Source organism: Rhodopirellula sp. J20-39, from assembly GCF_057365095.1.
Genome location: NZ_CP195123.1, coordinates 656887 through 677021 on the forward strand (window position 1 = coordinate 656887; position 20135 = coordinate 677021).

Consider the following 20135-nt stretch of genomic DNA (forward strand, 5'->3'; position numbering starts at 1 on the left):
ACGGATGAAAGACACAGGCAAAAACTTTTTTTGGCCACGTTCGCTACCCACCATTTTATCCCGAAGGGATATTGCCATTAGCCATTAGCCATTAGCCATTAGCCATTAGCCGGTGGTCGGTGGTCGGTGGTCGGTGGTCGAGCGAAGCGGCCACCACCGGTGACGCAGAAACAGGGACGTTTCGACCTCGGAAGGGTGTCACAGCCAAGCACTCTACTGTGACACCCTGCGGGGTCAAAATCTTTCTAGCTCGTGCTATTCCGTGGGTGAGCTGCACGCCCCACGGCGAATGGCCACCACCGACTTGTGGTAAAGGACAAGTCCTCACTCGACAGGCGTTGTGACGCTTGGTGGTGAAGCGGGCGTCGATGCCCGCGTGAAGGAGACGACGCGGCGGTCGCAAACGAAATTGAACGGTTAACCGTCGCTTGCACGGTTGGCCAGTTCTTGCTCCCGCGATTCATCCAACGCGTCTTCATAAGCTTGGATCTCCGTTGGATCCATTTCTGGAACACCGGCGGAGTCGTCAGCACATCCCGTAAGCATCGAGACCGAAAGCAACAAGCCGGCGCCGAGTAGCAACGTGAACTTGAATCTCATATTAATTAAGAACTCCAACTTTCTTCGAAGAATAAAATTACCGTCGGCAACTGAATGTTGAGGCGGAACCCAAACACACACGTGCGTCTGAAAGAACCACGAGTGGTTAAAAGTCCTCGTCGATCACTTCCTTCGCTGCACGTGTTCCCAACGCTCCCCACAATCCATAGGGGCTTTGCGAACCAGGGGCCCGGTCACCAGAACCCGACCCGTAGACCATGCCATGTCTGCGATTACCTGATTCAATCGAATCGGTGATGAACTTCACCGCACCGTCGGCCATCAACACGTGAACTCCGCCCTGGTGACGACTCGATGCCGACACCGTGGTCGCACGACGGTGATCTGACCGTGCGCAAATTTCACTATTCGGTGGCAAAATCGTGGTCATCTGCGAAAAACTAGGATAGGCACTCGCCCATCGATAACCGCGACCAGCGTCTGAACCTAGAATCGATCCACCGCTCCCAGACCAAAATTGAGGGCGTTCCTTGTCCACGAATGGTTGGCACCATGATGGGTTGTCTGAATGCGTATTCTGGCCAATTCCAGATGGCACAAACGCAATCGTTCGTACGTCATTGTCACCAAGGTCGGTTGCAATCTCGCCCATCATAATGGTGTTGGTGGTACCGTCGAGAATATCTCTGAATTGGCTGTCCACTTGAGCTTGAAATACACCACGATTGGCAGCTCGAGCGTACTCAGCCCGAGCGGAGCTACCCAGTTTTGCAAAGAAGGAGTAGTCTCGGTTTCCATGCATTTGATCGTCGCGTGCAGTGTCTCCGGTGCATGCTGCGTAGTTGGTTCTTCCCAAGGACGGCAAGCCCGACCCTGGATCACTCGGGCAACGAAGTGTGGGGATTTGCATGGTCCAAGGGATGTATTGAATCTCCTCGGGTGTTGGCCCCATGGCAGACCATGGATTGGATGTTGCTCCTACCTTCGATCCGCTAATGTCCTTGTCGGTACGGCCGACCAGCGGATTACTAATCTGTTCCCAAATCGCCTGCTGTTCCATGAACGGAAGCATGCCGACGAGCACGCTTAATCGTCGGTTATTATCGTAGTCGCTGTCGTCGCTCCAGTAGTGTCCGTTCCCGCCGCCGTCGGTACCCGTCGCATGGGTAGGAAACTGATTGTATGCGGCATGGTAATTATGGGCCGCTAAACCCAGTTGCTTGAAGTTGTTGCTGCAACTCATTCGTCGAGCTGCCTCACGAGCCGCCTGAACAGCCGGTAAAAGAAGTCCAACAAGGACGCCGATGATGGCGATCACCACTAGCAGTTCCACTAAAGTGAAGCCCAATCGCGGTCGCGTTCTGTACTGAAGAGTCATTGCCAAGGCCCAGTGATTTCAAGGAAGCGAATATGATTCTTGAAGGGTGAAGCCCCTCCGTATGCTTAATTACGGCGGCTAACTCCTCAGTGCCAAAGAATTTGGGCCGAAAATGCATCTTTATCAGTGCCGCTGTGTCTGACTTTAATTTTGATCTGGTGAGCGGACCACGCAGCGAACAGGCACTTACCTCAAGAGATCCCATTCATCTCTGACTCAGTGCTAAACCAGATTGGTCTTTAGTTTTTTGGGGCCGGATTGATGGCACAAACGAGATCAAGTCCGTAAGTAATGGGTGGAGTGCGGAACGGGATGACCCAGTCGTGGCTTCGGCTGCCCGAGTTTTCTACGAGGTTGAGTGTGAATCAAACGAAAGTTGAAATGTTGGTCCATTTGCTATCCGAGCACTATGTCCGGCTTTATCGATATATCTACTCGCTTGTGGGTACTCCACGCGATGCACGCGGCCTGCTTCAGGAAACATCGTGTGCGATTTACGAAAAGTTTGATGTTTCGCATCTGTTTTTAATAAGGGCATACAAGTTTGCTTGCTTCGTGTTTGTTGCAGGGCTTCCCTCGAATGATATGAAGGATACGCAAGAATGAGTCTCTGTCGAAAAAAGGCTGGTGCTGTTGATTCGCGGAGCATCGATTCAATTCGAGTGCGAGCAAGCATTGCCATCGCTGTCGCCGTGTTGGCTTTGATGTCGTCCATCCAGGGCATGGCAGTGGAGCCTGTCATTGGGTGGCAGTTTGAAAATGAACCGCAATCCGGGAAGGAACTGCATTTTGGGAAATGGCTAGGTAAGGCTGGCACTCTCGCCAATGGACCTCGGACGCCCCATTACCCCGAATTCGATAGCGACAACATGGCGATGTCCTTTGCAGGGCATCAGGGTGCAATCTTGATCACGGATCATGAGCGTGGTGGCGAGACTAACGTCCGGTTCGGGATCGACGATACGTTTGCGTTTGAGACATGGGTCAAATTCAAGAGCATCAACGTCGGACAGATCGCTTATGTCCTGGGCAAAGGGCGACACCCCGAACATGGCGAGGAGTTCCCGGACAACAATCAGAATTATTCTGTCCGGTTTCAGGGAACGAAAGTTGGGGCGCAAGTTGGAATTCTTTTTACGAGTGAAGACCCAAAAACCAAGGAACGAGCGTGGCATCGTTGGTGGAGTCAGGAAACCGTACCGTCGGCTGGTTGGCACCATGTCGCGCTGCAGTTCACGTTCGGTAAAGGCGACAGCCTATTAGCGTGGATCGATGGGAAGCCGGTCACGGGTAAGTGGGATGAAAGCGGACCAACTGATTTACCACCCGTTCAGGATGCCGATGACCTCGTTATCGGTACCGGATTCACACGCAGCGCAACGTCATCGTTCCAGGGATGGTTGGATGATTTCGCGATCTATCGTTCCGCCTTTGATCCCGTTGAAATTTCAAAGGCCTATCGCTTCGTCCCGCCACCGCCAGCGGTAACACCAGCAATAGTTCCAGCGGGAAAAATCTTGATGCAGATCAGTGAGGATGGCGTCCCGAGAGCCAACAGTTGGGCACAGCATCCGGAGGTTACCGAAACCTATCACGAGGAGGTCTTCGGATTCTTTGAACTTCCTCATAAGTATGTTTCGACGGGAGTTCGTGGTGACCGGGCCAACCCATCGCATTTGCGAGCCTCAGCGATGGTGAGCTTGCCCGCGGGTAAACACCGGTTGTTAGTGCGTGGCCGCGGTGCGTGTCGACTTTACATCGATGGCAAAAAGTTGCTCGAGACGCCATATCGACCGCAAGATCCCGGGGGATACGAGCCTCTTTCGGTCCAAGACAACTATCTCGATCTCGGGCCCGACTTCCGCTTTGCACCGCCTGGAAATCGGGATGCTTGGTGTGAATTCGAAACCCCAGGCGGCGAGCATTTCGTCATCTTGGAAACGATGGTGGGAGGCATCGCGGGTGGTAACAGTACGCACCGGCCCGAACTTGGCGAGACCGTCGTCGCCGTCTCTCCGGAAGGGAGCGAGTCATGGTCGCTGCTTACCGCTGGTTCACGTGAGGTGCGTTATACGGACGAAGGTTGGCAGGCCTACGAGGCGGAACGACGCGACGTGCTTGCCAAGATGAATGCTGCTGCCCGTGCAGAACGTCGAGCCGCCAATCGTGACTACTGGGACCGCCGCCGCGCCGCGGCTGATGCGTGGTTGGCGAGTACGGACCCAGTCCCCGTGCCAGAACTGCCCGATGGTTATCCCGCCCATAACGCAATCGACCACTTCATTGCAGCGCGGATCGATGACGTCAAACAAGACTCCACCCAGGCCGACACGAGTGGCGTCGACTATTTCAAAGAGATTCGTCCACTGCTGGAATCGCGTTGCTACGACTGTCACCAGGGCAGCAAGGCTCAGGGCGAACTGCGCCTGGACGATCACATGTCTGCGTTGGCAGGTGGTGACTATGAAGGGCCGGCAATCGTCCCCGGAAACATTGACGAGAGTGCGATCATTGCTCGGGTCACTTCGGGCGATGAAGGGATCGTCATGCCGCCCAAGGGCAATCCGTTGACCGATGACGAAGTCGCACTGCTAAAACGCTGGATCCAAGAAGGAGCCGTGTGGCCGCAGTTTGACGTCGATCGTTTCGAGCCAACTCAGCTCGCCGATGATCTCAGCTTCCTGCGGCGTGTGACTCTGGACACCGTTGGTGTGCCGCCTACGGAGTCCGAGATCGCCGCGTTCCGCAGTAGCGACCCCAAGACGCGTCGAGCTGAAGTGATCGATCGACTGCTGGACGATCCCCGCTGGGCAGATCACTGGATGGGTTACTGGCTTGACGTCCTTGCAGAGAACCCCAACATCCTCAATCCAACGCTCAATAACACCGGTCCATTCCGCTGGTGGTTGCATGAGTCGTTGCTGGATAATAAGCCGGCCGACCTGTTCGCAACCGAGTTGATTCGGATGGAAGGCAGCGAGCGGTACGGCGGCCCAGCCGGTTTCGCCACCGCGACGCAGAACGACCTACCGATGGCCGCCAAGGGCATGATCGTCAGCACCGCATTTCTGGGCGTCGAAATGAAATGTGCCCGTTGTCACGATGCCCCGTCTCATGTTTCGCTTCAGGAAGATTTGCTACAGCTGGCGGCTCTGTTGAAGCAGAAGCCAATCAAGCTGCCCGCGTCGAGCAGTGTGCCACTGGGACAGTTAAGTCAGGCGGGACGCAAGCCACTGATTCAAGTCACCCTCAAACCGGGAGCCGTCGTGCAACCGGGCTGGCCTTTTGAACGTTATTGCGATGAATCGGTTGCGGACGCGCTGGCCGAGCATCCACAAAACTCTCGAGATCGACTCGCCGCTCTGATCACTGCTCCGCAAAACGAACGCTTTGCCCAGGTGATGGTGAATCGCGTTTGGCAGCGATTGATGGGGCGAGGCCTGGTGGCCGAAGTGTCCGATTGGGAAAAGACCGGGCCGTCTCATCCTGACTTACTGCGTTGGTTTGGGCATCAGTTCGTCGCATCCGGTTATGACATGAAGTTCGTCAACCGACTGATATTGAATTCGCATGCTTATCAACGAGCGACCGATCGGACACTTACCGAAACCAGGCCGTTGTTCGTCTCTCCCGCACCTCGTCGATTGTCGGCCGAGCAGATTGTTGATTCGGTATTCCACGCGACCGGCACGCCCTTTGACTTGGAAGAAGTCAGTCTAGACATCGACAGTGTCCGAGCGGTCAAGGTCTCGATCAGTCTAGGCAAAGCACGGCGCAGCTGGATGCTAACGACCAGCTCAAACGAACGCGATCGTCCCAGCTTGTCGCTACCTCGAATGACCGCCGTCACTAGCGTATTGAAATCGTTCGGTTGGCGCGGGGCTCGACAGGACCCACAAAGCATCCGTGACACGGATGCTAACATGATCCAGCCAGCAATCCTTGCCAACGGTGTGGTTAGCACGTGGCTGACCCGACTTAGTGATCGACACGGAATGACACAGCTTGTGATGGAGGATCAATCGGTTGAAGAACTGGTCGATCGTGTCTTCCTAAGGCTGCTCACACGGCCACCGTCCGCTGAAGAAAAGGAGCGGTATGTCCGCTTTTTATCCGTGGGCTATGACACCCGAGTGATCCCTGAATCGAAACGAGTGAGTCCACCGGTCGTCAAGCGTGAACCGATTCGATACGTGAGTTGGTCCAATCACGTGGATCCCCCAGCTAACGCATTGGCCGTGCAAAAGGAAGCTGATGCACGACGTGGCGATCGGCCAACGAATGCTTTGGACACACAATGGCGTTTGCGAATGGAAGACATGCTCTGGGCCGTCCTCAACGCTCCTGAATGGATTTACACACCGTAGTTGTTCTCGATCGTTCCTCGTTTCTGTTTTGGAACGATGCTTCGAGGTTTTTTCGAAAAGACATTGTCAACTTCAAGCCTTCGGCGAGTGTCGTTGGCTCATGAATTCATCCCCCAATGGATCACTCAAATGAAGCGACGAAGTTTCCTTGCCCAATCAGGCGTCTTGGCCGGAGCTACTTTGGCTAGCAATTCGGCGCTAGCAAACCCCACCGCACTTAGCGTCCCCAAAGGCAAAGCCGAACATGTGGTGTTCATTTGGTTGGGCGGCGGTATGGCCCAGGTCGACACCTTTGACCCGAAAAGTCGCGGTAACTCCAAGGCATCACCCAAACTTGCCGGATCAGAATACGCCGCAATCGATACGACCGTGCCGGGTGTGCAGTTCTGTGAACACCTAGAGCGGACGGCGAAGCTTGCTGATCGAATGACAGTCGTTCGAACCGTGAATCATCACTTGGTCGACGAACACGCCTTCGGGACCAACTTCGTCCACACCGGTCGTCCGATCAGTGGCAGCGTGACCTATCCTTCGATCGGTTCGATCGTCAGTCATGTGCGAGGGCCTGCGAACCCAGACGTTCCGGCGTACATGTTGATCGGCTATCCCAACATCAGCCGCGGCCCGGGGTTTCTGGGGGCAAAGGCGGGTTATGTGTATCTTGTCGATACCGAAAGCGGGCCTGCCGGTTTTTCGCGTCCCGAAGACGTGACAGCACTTCGAGTGGCCCGTCGCAAAGAACTGCTTCAGCCATTGACCGACCGCGTCTCGGATCAATCCGTCGTTTCGCAATATCGCACAGTCCAGGCGGATGCACTGCGATTGGCCGGTCCCGACTTCATGCGTCACTTCCGACTTCAAGACGAGCCAGCCAGTCTACGGAACTCATATGGAGGCGAGTTCGGTCAACGTTGTCTATTGGCTCGCCGTCTCGTTCAGGCAGGGGTACGGTTTGTGGAAGTGTCTCACAACCTGAACTTCATGAACGGTACGGGCTGGGACACGCACTATGAAGGCCAGCAGAATCAGCATTTGTTGATTAAGGAATTGGACACCGCGTTGTCTGCACTGATGACCGACCTGGAACAACAGGGCGTCCTCGACAAAACGCTGGTCATGATCGGTACCGAGTTCGGTCGTCCGGCCGAATACGATGCTCGCGGTGGACGTGCCCACCAAGGCAGTTGCTTTAGCCTCGTCCTAGCTGGCGGCGGTTTGAATCATCAGGGCGCTTATGGCGTCACTGATGAGAAGAGCAAAAAGATTCTTGAAAATCCAGTTTCGGTGCCCGACTTCCACGCGACCGTTCATGCCGCGCTGGGTATCGATCCATCGCATGAGCTATTTGATGGTTCACGACCAATTCCGATCACCGATCAAGGCAAACCCATTGCTGCACTGTTTAGTTGAGCAAAGCAGTATCCGAAGTACGACGATCCGACTCTTCGCACGAAGTGAATTGAATCCATGACTTGCCAGATGAAACTATTTCTACGGTTGATTGTGTTGCTGTTGATCATAGCGCAAGGTGTGTGCCCGAATATCAGTTCGGCGGACGAGCAGATTACGCCTGAACAATTGCAGTTTTTCGAGAAGCAGGTCCGACCACTTTTGGTGGAGCAATGCTACAAGTGCCATTCGGAGAAGTCGTCTAAGGGCGGCTTGCGTGTCGATTCTCGTACTTCACTATTGCTTGGAGGTGAATCCGGATCGGCGATTGATCCGGGTGATCCCGATGCCAGTATGCTGATGGAGGCCGTGCGGTATGAGTCGTTCGAGATGCCACCATCGAAGAAGATGAGCGACCAACAGATTTCGATTCTTGCCAAGTGGATTCAGATGGGAGCGCCTTGGCCTGGGGACCACGCCGATGTGACGCCACGATCCGCAGGTAAAACGTTTTCGGAGGATGAACTCAATTGGTGGGCGTTCCAACCGGTGATGGACCCGACTCCGCCGAGTCAGTTGGCGGAGCCCGATTGGTGCCGTAATGAAATTGATCAATTCATCGCTGCGGACCTTGATCGCCAGAATCTGGTCCCAGCGCCAGAGGCCGATCGAACGACACTCTTGCGGCGAGTGTATTACGATCTAATCGGATTGCCGCCGACACCCGATCAGGTGCAAGCGTTTGAACAGGACACCGACCCACAAGCCTACGAAAAAGTGGTCGATGAGTTGCTTGGGCGTCCTGAGTACGGCGAACGATGGGCACGGCACTGGCTCGACCTTGTCCGGTATGCGGAATCCGACGGTTATCGTGCCGACCGTCGCCGGCCTCAGGCATGGCGATATCGAGACTACGTGATCGAGTCGTTCAACGAGGACAAACCGTATGACCGTTTCGTTCAAGAGCAGTTGGCGGGCGATGAGCTCTTTCCCGACGATCCCGCGGCTCTGATTGCCACCGGATTTTTGCGACACGGGATCTTTGAATACAACGTTCCTGACATTCGCGGCCAGTGGGACAACATCCTAAATGAAGTCACCGACGTGACCGGTGATGTCTTTTTCGGAATGAGTTTTCAGTGTGCCCGGTGTCACGATCACAAGTTTGACCCGTTACTGCAAAAGGATTACTTCCGGCTGCGAGCCTTCTTTGAGGCCACACTTCCGCGTGACGATGTGATCGCAGCGACCCCTGAGCAAAAGGCGGTGTATGAAGCACAAGAGGCAATCTATCTAGAGAAAACACGTAAGCTTCGAAAACAGCTTGACGCCCTGCTCGAAAAGCCACTGCAAGCGGTCTTCGATGCGACCACCAAACGGTATCCCGATGATTTGATGGAGATCATCCGGAAGTCGCCAGAGGAACACACACCGTATGAAAAACAACTAGTTGCATTCGCGAATCGATTGATTCGCCACGACCAACGAGGTGTTGATTCGCGTGCAAAAGGCGAAGCCAAAGATCAAATTCTGGCCCTGCGGCGAGAGTTGGCTAAGTTTGATTCATTGAAGCCGAAAGCGTTGCCTCGCCCGATGACAATTAGTGATGCCGCCAGCGTTGCTCCGCCCACTATTATTCCCAAGAAGAAGATTGAGGTCGCACCGGGCTTTCCAACCATCATGGAACCGGAGCCTCCCACGATCACACCTCCCGCAAACATTCCCGACACAACGGGACGACGATCCGAACTGGCGAAATGGCTAACTCGTTCCGACAATCCATTGTCGACTCGCGTGATCGTAAATCGGATGTGGCAATATCACTTTGGACGCGGCCTAGCTGCTAATAGCAGCGATTTTGGCATCCTTGGCGGAACCCCCACGCATCCGGAATTGCTCGATTGGCTTACCAGCCGATTTTTGGAAAACGGTTGGCGTTTGAAAAGTTTGCACCGAATGATCGTTACATCGGCGACCTATCGCCAAGCTGCCTCGCACCCGCAACTTGCTGCATTCCAGCATCAAGATCCGACTAATCGCTGGTACTGGCGAGGCGACGTCCGACGACTTGATGCGGAACAGATCCGCGACTCGATCTTCGCTGTTACCGGACAACTTCAATCGGCACGTGGCGGTCCCAGCGTTTTGGCCGATCGCCCTCGCCGGTCCATCTACACTCGGGTGATGCGCAACAGCCTTGATCCGTTGATGCAGGTGTTTGACTTGCCTCCATTCATTGTCAGCAATTCGAACCGCAACGCGACGACCACGCCTGTTCAATCATTGATGTTGATTAACAGTCAAGTGATGCTCGCCCATGCCGGGTCGCTGGCTGATCGTGTCCACACACAAGTGGACGACTACGCCGATCTTCAGGCGAGAGTCGAACGATTGTGGTGGGTGTTCTTTGGTCGTCCACCGACAACCGAAGAATTCGAACAGGCGACGTCGTTTCTGCAAGATCAGGAACAGATGCATGCGAGCGGAAAGCAGGACGACGGCGTTCCCGCTAACGTTACGATTGGTCAGGTTCCGTATCGCGATGGCCAGGCGGTTCTTTTCGAAGATCAACCTGAACAAGAGCGATTTCAAGTGCCCGCCGACAACCGTTTGGATGTCGATGACTTTACGTTCGAAGCCATTTTTCAATTGCGTTCGGTGTATCAGTCAGGAGCCGTGCGAACGTTGGGTGCCAAGATGGCTCGTCAGGATTCGAGATCAGGCTGGTTGTTCGGCATTTCCGGTAAGGGCTCTCGTCGAAAGCCTCAAACCTTAGTGCTGCAGGTGTTCGGAAAGAATTCACAAGGCAAACCGGAAGAGGTTGTCTTGTTCTCGGACAATCATCTCGAAATCAATAAGCCTTATTACGCGGCGGTCAGCGTGCAGATGAAAACGGCGGTTTCGCCGGGCGTGATCAGCTTTCACTTGAAGGATCTATCCAATGATGAAGAACCATTGGCCACAGTCGAGTTCCCCAACCCGCTGGTTTCGATGATCGCGAACAAGGATTCCTTAAGGGTCGGTTCAGGACGGACAGGAGACCAATTCGATGGACTGATTGATGACGTGCGACTGTCGAACAAGGCGCTGACCCAATCCGAGTTGCTACATGCTGCGGAAGAAGTCACTTCGGCGACCATTGGCTATTGGCAGTTTGAACCCAAGCCGGGTTTGCTTGAAGACAGTTCGCCGGACGGTTTGTCGATGCAACTGGGTGGACATGGACAGAAACTCACGCCGTCCTATGCCGCGTTTGTGGATCTGTGCCACGTTTTGTTGAACTCGAATGAGTTCTTGTATGTCCGTTAACGAATGTCGTCTTTCGCTTTGCGAAAGATCTTAATAACGCAGGGATGTCAGGCTGGTTCCTGCCGGCCAATCCCAAACTGGCCGGTGGGAACCGGCCCTACGACTTGCCTCAACATCCCCACACAACTCCCCGCCGAAACACTCTAACAATGAATAATCACTTCACTTTGCCACGATCTCGACGTGAATTCCTAACCCAAAGTGGTGCTGGATTTGGAGCACTGGCTCTGGCTGCGATGCAGGCTGAGGCAAATCCCGTGGCGACGGCTTTGGATGCAACGGCGACCCCAGCACCTCACTTCCCACCAACTGCCAAAAACGTGATCTTCCTGTTCATGGAAGGCGGTCCCAGTCATCTCGACACCTTCGATCCTAAGCCCGATCTCAATCGTTTGGCTGGTCAACATTTACCCGAAAGCTTTGGTACCGTGCTGACCGCGATGGGGGAATTTCATTCGCCGCTGTTGGAGTCCAAACGTAAGTGGCAGCAATACGGTGAAAGCGGAACCTGGGTTTCCGATTGGCTCCCGCATACGGCGCAGTGCGTTGATGACATCGCCGTCATTCGTTCGTGCTGGACCGATGGCAACAGCCACTCCGCCGGTGTGTGTCAAATGAATACCTGTTCGATGCTCGGTGGACGACCCTCACTAGGAAGCTGGGTAACGTATGGATTGGGCTCGGAGAACCAGAATTTGCCGGCATTCGTTGTGATGCAAGATGGTCGTGGTTCGATCGTGAACGGCCCACGCAACTGGAGTGCTGGATTCATGCCAGCGACTTATCAAGGGATTCATCTTTCCGAAGGATCGCAACCAATCCCCAATCTCAACACCCCGGAAGGGATTAGTCCCGGTGTTCAGAAGGGAAAACTCGCTCTTCTCAATTCTCTAAACCAATCGTTTGCCGACGGCTTCCCGCAACAGAGCGAACTGGAAGCTAGAATCCGCAGCTACGAACTTGCGTTTCGAATGCAGGCCGCTGCACCGGAAGCGGTCGACCTAGCCCAGGAGACCGAATCGACCAAAGAGTTGTACGGCATGGACCAAAAAGAGACCGCTTCCTATGGCCGGCAATGCTTGCTGGCGCGGCGGCTGGTTGAACGGGGAGTTCGCTTTGTGCAACTTTATCATGGTGCCGGAAGTCGCTGGGACGCTCACAGTGGGATTGAGTCCAATCACACTCAATTGTGTAAAGCGATGGACAAACCGGTAGCGGGTCTTTTAAAGGATTTGAAACAACGCGGCTTGCTGGATGAAACGCTGGTCGTTTGGGGCGGAGAGTTTGGGCGGACACCCATGTCCGAACAAGGCAACGGCCGCGATCACAACCCCACTGGATTTTCCATGTGGATGGCTGGCGGCGGTGTGAAAGGGGGGCAAGTGATTGGCTCAACCGATGCACTCGGTTTGCGAGCGGTTGAGGACCGACTGCATGTCCACGATTTACACGCAAGCATTTTGCACCTGCTTGGCTTGAGTAACATGCAACTGACCTACAATTACAATGGACGTCCCGAACGCCCTACCATCAATGAAGGTGCTTTCTTTGAGAAGCTGACTACGGGATAGCGGACAAGGCGTAGGCTTATAAGCGACTGAATCACCGACGCTGCCATCCGGCGCTGATTCGCTTGTCGATTGTTTCAAAGGAGAGAGATACCGGTGGCGCGTCGCCCGCCTCGACGCTCATCGCGCCGACGGCGACCGCTTTCTCGATGGCCTCGCTGGGGCTTGCATCGCGGACGATGGCGGCCAGGAAGCCAGCGATCGTTCGGTCACCGGCTCCGTTAGTGGAACTGACCTCGACTTCGAAACACGGCGTGTGGAGGTCACAGCCCACCCATTGATCGATGTTCGTTTTGCCCTGGTAAAATGCACGAGAGATTCGTTCAGCGTCTGACGAGGTTTTTAGGTACAAACCTTGCGAGCCCAGCTTAAAGACCACGATGCTGGTGCCGAGGGCCAGCAAGCGATCTGCCGTTTGGCTTAAGAGATCAAGGTCGAGGGATTCACCCTCTAGGTCGTTCGCATTGAGTGTCAGTTCGCCATTCTGTTTCGGTTCGAGCATGAACAAGATCTCATCAAGGCTCGGCATGAAACAGTCGACGTGAGGAAGGACGGTTTGGAGCCATGGGGTCCAGTCGATTTTCCCTGACGGCGCAGTCGGATCGGGCATTGCCATGTCGAGCGAAGTCATCAGGCCTCGTGATTTGACGCCCTGAAATAGCTTCGCCATCTCCGCGCCTCCGTCGCTCCAAAACTTTTCCATCAGCGGCGGATATCCAAAATGAAAGAGTTTCGCGCCGTCGAGTCGATTCAGATCAACATCGTCCGCATGGAATGTGTCGTTGGCGGCAGGGAAGTGCAGGAATGATCGGTCCACGCCTGGTGGCATGACGACGATTGAGTAACTGGTGTGCTCACCCGGCGACACGATCATCCCAGTGGCAAGGTCCGTACCTGCTTGGTTTAAGATGCCTTGAATCTCACGTCCGAATGAATCGTCACCAATCTTTCCCATCAGGGACGTTCGCACGCCGAGTTGATGTAGCGTCAGTCCGGTGTTGGCCACGCAACCGCCGGTAACCAGAGTTGCTGGACCGATTAGCTTCAGCTTGCCCGCTTCAACGAGCGTGTTTGTCTCTGAAACCCCTTCGGGAAATTCAGGAAGAATGTCCAGGCAAACGTGCCCGGCGACAAAAATTTCGGTTTCTGATTCAGGGGGTGTGAGACCACGAGCGGATGAGGCTGATGGAGTTTTGTTTGAATAGTCGAAGAAACGATTCGTCGCTTGGAGGTCATCTTCCAACGTACGGAACGGTTGAATTCTGAAATTCCTAAGGTCGTTGTGATAGGATCGAACCGCTTCAGCCGCGTCATTAATCTGGCCATCAGCTAAGTAGCGGAGATGTCGGATGAAGCTGGGTTGATGTTCGGCGTTGTTAATCATGCGTCCGTATAGAGCGACCCGAGCGCCGTACTTTTTAGCTTCCCATAATTGGTGAAAGGCATCGAATGTGGTGCCCGATGAACCGCCGAGGATCCCAACCACGATCGATGAATCGTAACTGACCAGTTGTTCCATCGACGCAGGTCCGTGGTAAACCATCTTCAAGAACAGAGGCCGTCCGCTCTGGGCAACGCCGGCGAGTGTTCGCACGATATGATCGTTTACAAAAGCACCCACATCCTCGATCGGATGGACGGGACTGTTCGGATCAAATACTTCCAAAAAGTGACGGAAGCCTTTCCGCTCGGCCTCCAGACAAAATTCGCGGTAGGCTGCGAGGGTGCGTTCGTCGTGTGATGTGTCGTTGTTGAATGTGATGGAATAAAGCCCTAAGTCAGCTCCAAGCTTGCGCTCGCCTGGCTGGCAATCCGCCTTGCCGCATTGGGCATGATCGATCAATGCGGTGCGAAAGGGCCGCGAGGGTTGTTCGGAATAGACACCGCCGCGAGCCAACCAAATCTCGGTCGTGTCGTTGGCACGTATAGCGGGCGTAACGGCCGATTGATCAAAAAGACGTTCGTTGATCGTTAGCACTTCGCTTGTACTGACGCTCATCAACATGATGTCGATGAGCCCTTGTTGAGTGTTTTCGCGAATAATATCGCGGTACTGCTGCAACGATCGCCGGGGCCGCGTCGCCGAGTTCGATCCTGACGCTGATGTTTGGTAACCCGGTGCAGCGATTCCGAACGCCACGTCCGCATCCTTGGCATCGGCGAGAATGAAGTCATCGCAAGCCGGATTTTCAAGGATTCGCGTGAGTTTGGCGTCGAGCGTTTTGGGAGACGGGAGCATCGTTGTCCGTGCGTTTGCGAAAATGAGAAGCCGGTTGAGGTCGGTAGCGACTTGAGAGACGAACTCCGCGACGGGATCTTGGCTTAAAACCCCATGCGTTTGCTCGGTCGCTAAAAAGTGCACTTGTGCTTAGTGCATTTCAGTTTCGACAGTACCGATTCCTCCGCGATAGAAACTGAATCGCACGTTCGGATGATCAGCGAGCAATGACATCGGTACCGAACTGTCAGGAATTTGTTTTGAAATCATGAGGGCCGACAGTCGCATCCCAAATGGATTGTCGTGATGTCCGGGATGCCAAATCGAAACACAGTCGGACTTCCAGGTTTCGACTGGCCCAACCGTTGCGGCACAGGTTGGAACTTGCGGAACGTAGCCACCGCCGGAGGTGCGAGCGTTTTGAATGACCGTCATCGGGTGAAGGTCGGTGACGCGAGTGCCCAGCTTGCGATATTCCTCGGGTGATGGCGGTGCGTCCTGATATTCGCCTTCGCGTTTCGGTGGATCATTGAAAGCCCAGTGTTTGACTTCGCCTTGACCGCCCTGCATCAGTGCGCATCGCACCTGGTCGTAGCTGTTGGCATACACTTCCAGATCCGTGGGGAAATGAATATTCGGCTCAGGCATCGCGAAATTCGGATCGATGCGTTTGAACAGAAGTTCTCGGTCGGCGTTGGCGAATGAGAGTGGATGATCCGGGGAAACTGGTTTGCCGTCCTCGACCCATTCGTCCATACCCCAAAAGTGTGCATCTCGAAGATTCAGTTCGAGTGCATTAACCATTCGCGCGACCAGCGGTAATTGCTCGGTCGGGCCGATTGGGCCGCAAATTCCAACCGGATTGTCGGGAGTCGCTTGTTTCCAAACTTGAATGTACTCAAGTGCCTCGGCACAGAAGAACTCTTCCAATGTGTCATAGATCGCGACTTCAAACCCGTCTCGCGATAACCCCAACAAATCATCGGCGGTCAGTTGGGCCGCATCTTTCAGAATCTCGGTGTCGAGCGTCGTGTAATCCCACCACCCGGGTGCGACTCTACTAATGGGACGTGCCATGGAACTGGTTCTTCCTGTCTAAAGAGTATCGAAAGGGGAGCGACAGATTCGTGTCTTTGATTCAGCTTCGATTTGTCAGCGGCTTTCTCGCGAAACCAACCCAACCTCTACGGCTGCTGTTTCGTTCCGAAAAGGTCGCCAAGGATGTCCGTTCGCGGGTACGGGTGGCCCCGATGTTGGCAGAACGCTTCTGCATAGTTGACGCCCAACTCAGCACCGCGCATCCTCCCATGGCGTTTCATGGATTCAATGTATTCATCCATCCCATGGTGCGATCGCAGCCATTCCCGTTGTGACACGTGACAGGCCAGCAAATCGCTCTTGCGGGTTATCTGTTGAGAGATGTCGACCCGCACGGTCGGCGTTATGATCTGGCCGGTATAGGGATCGATGCTCTCGATTGGGTCGCAGTAATACAGCCAAGGAATGGTGGAGTTGGCCGCGAGTGGTAATTCCGAGGCGTTGGGGATTGGGAAGCTGAACGCGGCGCTGCGTGCCAGTAGATGCACCTGTTCGTGGTCGAGCATGTAGTCATGCCGCGGGTGTGTAAAAACGAGTGACGGCGACACGCGTCGGAACAAATCAATCGCCAATCGGTTGGATTGATGATCGAAGATGACATCGACGTCTTGCAGTTCCAGGCAGTGGTAGGTTGCCTCCAGTCGCTGGGCTGCCGAAGCAGCTTCCTGCCGACGAATTTGTGAGATCGCTTCGCGGGACAGTGATGCTGAACCACAATCGCCTGCTGTGGCGGTCGCAATGTGAATTTCCCAGCCGAGATCTCGTAAACGCAATAGCGTTCCCACGCACAAGATTTCGGCGTCGTCAGGATGCGCTAAGAATGCGAGCGCTACTTTGTGAGTGGGCTGATCGCGACTCAAAGCAGAAACCGGTGTGAAGGTGGGATGGCGATCAAAACGCCTGGCCGATTGTTGTTGAAACTATCGCGTCAATCGGGTTCGAGCTGGCTTCTGATGCTTGATTTCGGAGGGGACACTAATTGTAAACCATGCGAGATGGGGGTGTTGGCAGTCACCACCATATTCCGCGCTCGTTTCACGAGATATTGTTTGCGCAACGGATAACCCAAACTGCACCCAGATGCATTTTTCACTATTGAACGCAACGGTTTGTGCTGACTCTTAGTGAGTCGAGACTTTCTTGTGCGGCCTGTCTTGCCTCGGTTAGATAAGGGTGTCAGCCGAGCGAGTCATGCTGAGTTACATCGAGAGCTTGATGAAGAAACAATTTTGGAAATGGGCCAGCAAACGTGCTTGCGAAAGTAGATGGTGACACTCGATTGCGTTACCCTTTGTTCACCTCGCATCCATCGATTCGCAGTGATTCTTCGGGCATTCAGTTGAGGCGTATTTGTGGCAACTGATAAGTGAAATAAGTTCATTAGCAAACACAAACCTGACGCGATCAATAACACGTGTTAATGCCTTCACTTAATAACCTTCGTACATTATCGGGCTTGCGCCAGTGTTGAAAACGCTCCAAGACGATTCCACGCGAAGTAAGCTTCAGTCAAGTGGTTGGGCTGGCCCAATAGCCTGCTTGTCGTCTGAACAGACCGAAACGTTAGCAGCCCACGTCAAGACTCTGGATATTGATTCCGATGCGGCTTGGTCGAAGGACCTTGCGGTAAAGGATCGTTGGGTTTGGGATTTGGCATCTTCGGACGTGATTCTGCATCGCGTTAAGCCTTTGCTCGGGGAAAACGTAATTTTGTGGGGCGGTTCCGTCGTGGCTCGCAAACCTGGACAAGCACACGCCTGGCATTCGGACATCGAAGTTTGGAATGCAAAGGAAACGGATGCTATTAGTGTGTGGATTGGTTTGGAAGCAACTTCCCAGGCCTCTTCGCTCAGTTTCATTGAGGGTTCCCATCAAGCTGGGGTATCTGTCCAGGAAGCCGCGGCGGTGTTGCCCTACGATTCCCGAACGAGTGAAGCTGTGTTGAAGCTGGCACAATCGCGTTGGGGTGATGACGCGATGCTCGGTACCGCCGAAGCGTGGGATGGTGCGATGCTGATGTTTGCGGGTGGTACTTGGCATGGGTCGCTCAACACACGTTCGGAGGGAACGCGGATCGCTTTGCTGCTTCAGTATGCAAGGGCAGATTTTCCCATCCGGCAGCCCGATTGGTCACAATTCGATTGGCCATTTCGGTTTGATGATGCGTCTTCGCCACCGGTGTTATGCGTCAGCGGCGATCCTGACATCGCACATCACGCCGGCAACCGAGTGGTCTCGCCGCCTTCGGCTAGGCCACCTTCGATGTGGGATCCTTCGGTTCCTCTATTGCCGTTAGGTCCGCAGATCCATACATGGGACCCGCCGTTGGCCATTGCTTCCGGTGGCGGTTGGAAGCCGTCGACTTTCTTCGAAGGGCATACACAGATCTTGCGGAAGATCAGTGCCCACGCGTCCAGTTTGACGGCCGGTTGCTCTCCGCATGTCCTACACCATCACGCCGATGAAGAGTTACTGCTCATGCTTGCTGGCGAAGCAGACTTGCATGATACCAGCGGGCCGGAAGACCCAACGCCTGATCTTATTCGCGTGAAGGCGGGTGAGTTCGCATACTACCCTGCCTATACCGTTCACACGATTTCTTGTTCGGCGGAAGCCATCGAACCGGCACAGTACATCATGTTTCGCTGGAGTGCTAAGCCCGCCTGGGGGACGCAAACGCACACAGGGTTACCCCGTCGAAAGCTGTGGAATCTCAATGAATTGTTTCCAGCTACAGGCAATGGATTTGCTTCGTGTCTGATTGAGGAAGGGCCTACCACTAACCTGGCTCACTTGCATTTGCATTCTAGCACGGTGGAGCAAGGCAGCGGCTATCCGGCTCATGAAGATGATTATGACGTCGCCATCGTGTTGCTCGAAGGCGTCGTGGAATCGATGGGGAAACGAGTGCAAGCTCCGTCCGTCTTGTATCATCCAGCCGGGACCGCTCACGGATTAAAAACGGTTAGTGAATCACCTGCACGCTATTTGGTGGTCGAGTTCCATCACGCGATTGATCCGGAACTTCCGCCACCGCGGCAAGTGAATTCAATCTACGCTCGCCTAAAGAATTGGTGGCAGCAAAGATGAGGTGGGCATTTCTATCCACGCTCGGCTTCCCTCCCGAACGCACCGGTGGTGCCCAGCAATCGGTGTTGTCACTCTGCCAAGCTTTGCAGTCTGCCGGGGACACGGTGGCGATTGCTTGCGTACAAGAACCAAGGGGGCCGCAAGGTCCTTCGCTTTTCCACCATGCTATTCACTTCCTTCGATCAAATATCCCGTTCCGACAGCGGCACGAAGGGGTTGATCATTGGCGGTTTCGGCCGGTTGACGAAACGGGCTGGGATGTATGGGCAGTAGCCGTTCGCCGTTGGCTAGCCGGGTTCGCTCCGGATGTGGTCGTGGTCGACGCGGGGCTAACTCGTGACATGGCGAGCATGTTGGCGGCGGACTATCGGACGCTCGTCTCGCTGCGAGATGTTGAGTTCCAATCGCAAACTCAGCTTCCGTCTCCTACACCTTTTCCACCCAATGCGACCTATTTCGCCAATTCGTCATTCACGGCCCGTCGCTTTCTGGAAGCCTTTAATCTTCCCTCGGTTGTCATCCATCCCACTGTCGAACGAGCACGGTTTATGCGAACCCAACCCGAGAATGGTGAACGGATCCTGTTCATCAATCCCGATCCGCGGAAAGGTTGGCTACTTACGCTTGAATTGATTCGTCGGCTACCGCAATTCGACTTTCGTATCCAGGAATCCTGGCCGCTCGCGGAAGAATCACGTGCCGCAGTGGAGACGGAACTTAAAGATTTCTCTAATGCCGTGTTCCACTCCGCCGTAGCTGACATTCGGTACGCGTTCCAGGATGCCCGCTGTCTGATTGTGCCGAGCTTTTGGGAAGAAGCTTGGGGGCGTGTGGTGACTGAGGCTCAAATCTTTGGCATTCCTGTGATTGCACGTGACATCGGCGGCTTGCCGGAATCAGTGGGTGATGGCGGCCTCGTCTTACCGGTCGACGCTGACGCAAGTGACTGGGCTGAAGCGGTTGCATCTGTCATGACGGACGACGGACTGCGAGACGATATGATTCGCCGAGGTAAGGTGCACGTTGACTCGCAACTAACAACACCATCGCTGCAAGCTAAACAGTTGCGTGAGCTTGTGAGATAGCAATCACGCGTCATTGAAGATCGCGTCTTACGACGAACTAAACCAAAGCTTTGCCAGCGTATCTTCTCTTGG

The 20135-nt window shown here is 54.4% G+C and carries 12 protein-coding genes; 7 read left to right on the forward strand and 5 right to left on the reverse strand.

Going from position 1 to position 20135, the window contains the following annotated elements; genetic code table 11:
* Positions 1–417: 417 nt before the first annotated feature.
* Positions 418–600, reverse strand: a complete 183-nt coding sequence (locus ACR3ZL_RS02210; RefSeq protein WP_473649515.1) for a hypothetical protein — start codon at positions 598–600, stop codon at positions 418–420.
* A 106-nt stretch (positions 601–706) separates the two neighbouring features.
* Positions 707–1939: a DUF1559 family PulG-like putative transporter gene (locus ACR3ZL_RS02215; RefSeq protein WP_473649514.1), complete on the reverse strand. Its 1233-nt coding sequence runs from the start codon at positions 1937–1939 to the stop codon at positions 707–709.
* Positions 1940–2299: 360 nt separating this feature from the next.
* Between ACR3ZL_RS02215 and ACR3ZL_RS02220 the strand changes: the two genes are divergently transcribed.
* From ACR3ZL_RS02220 to ACR3ZL_RS02240, 5 genes are all read left to right on the forward strand, one after another.
* Complete coding sequence (locus tag ACR3ZL_RS02220; protein ID WP_473649513.1) at positions 2300–2545, forward strand: hypothetical protein; 246 nt, start codon at positions 2300–2302, stop codon at positions 2543–2545.
* Positions 2542–6306, forward strand: coding sequence for a DUF1553 domain-containing protein (locus tag ACR3ZL_RS02225; protein WP_473649512.1), 3765 nt, complete (start codon positions 2542–2544; stop codon positions 6304–6306). Before ACR3ZL_RS02220 ends, ACR3ZL_RS02225 begins: the two co-directional genes overlap by 4 nt.
* 129 nt (positions 6307–6435) lie before the next feature.
* Entirely contained in the window at positions 6436–7716 is a 1281-nt protein-coding gene (locus ACR3ZL_RS02230) for a DUF1501 domain-containing protein (RefSeq protein WP_473649511.1), read from the forward strand.
* Positions 7717–7785: 69 nt separating this feature from the next.
* The gene (locus tag ACR3ZL_RS02235) at positions 7786–11004 is read left to right on the forward strand and encodes a DUF1549 domain-containing protein (RefSeq protein ID WP_486173182.1); all 3219 of its coding nucleotides are present in this window, start codon (positions 7786–7788) and stop codon (positions 11002–11004) included.
* Between the two features lie 149 nt (positions 11005–11153).
* Entirely contained in the window at positions 11154–12575 is a 1422-nt protein-coding gene (locus ACR3ZL_RS02240; protein WP_473649508.1) for a DUF1501 domain-containing protein, read from the forward strand.
* 31 nt (positions 12576–12606) lie between these two features.
* Here the strand turns inward: ACR3ZL_RS02240 and ACR3ZL_RS02245 are convergent, their stop codons facing one another.
* From ACR3ZL_RS02245 to ACR3ZL_RS02255, 3 genes are all read right to left on the reverse strand, one after another.
* The gene (locus tag ACR3ZL_RS02245; RefSeq protein WP_473649507.1) at positions 12607–14811 is read right to left on the reverse strand and encodes a carbohydrate kinase family protein; all 2205 of its coding nucleotides are present in this window, start codon (positions 14809–14811) and stop codon (positions 12607–12609) included.
* Between the two features lie 129 nt (positions 14812–14940).
* The gene (locus tag ACR3ZL_RS02250) at positions 14941–15867 is read right to left on the reverse strand and encodes a sugar phosphate isomerase family (RefSeq protein WP_473649506.1); all 927 of its coding nucleotides are present in this window, start codon (positions 15865–15867) and stop codon (positions 14941–14943) included.
* Positions 15868–15974: 107 nt separating this feature from the next.
* On the reverse strand, positions 15975–16748 hold the full coding sequence (locus ACR3ZL_RS02255) for a PIG-L deacetylase family protein (RefSeq protein WP_473649505.1): 774 nt from the start codon (positions 16746–16748) through the stop codon (positions 15975–15977).
* A gap of 679 nt (positions 16749–17427) precedes the next feature.
* Between ACR3ZL_RS02255 and ACR3ZL_RS02260 the strand changes: the two genes are divergently transcribed.
* Positions 17428–18978 carry a phytanoyl-CoA dioxygenase family protein gene (locus ACR3ZL_RS02260; protein WP_473649504.1) on the forward strand — a complete coding sequence of 517 codons (1551 nt, stop codon included), beginning with the start codon at positions 17428–17430 and terminating at the stop codon, positions 18976–18978.
* A complete protein-coding gene (locus ACR3ZL_RS02265; RefSeq protein ID WP_473649503.1) occupies positions 18975–20063 on the forward strand; it encodes a glycosyltransferase in 1089 nt (362 codons plus the stop codon). Before ACR3ZL_RS02260 ends, ACR3ZL_RS02265 begins: the two co-directional genes overlap by 4 nt.
* The last annotated feature ends 72 nt before the right edge of the window (positions 20064–20135 follow it).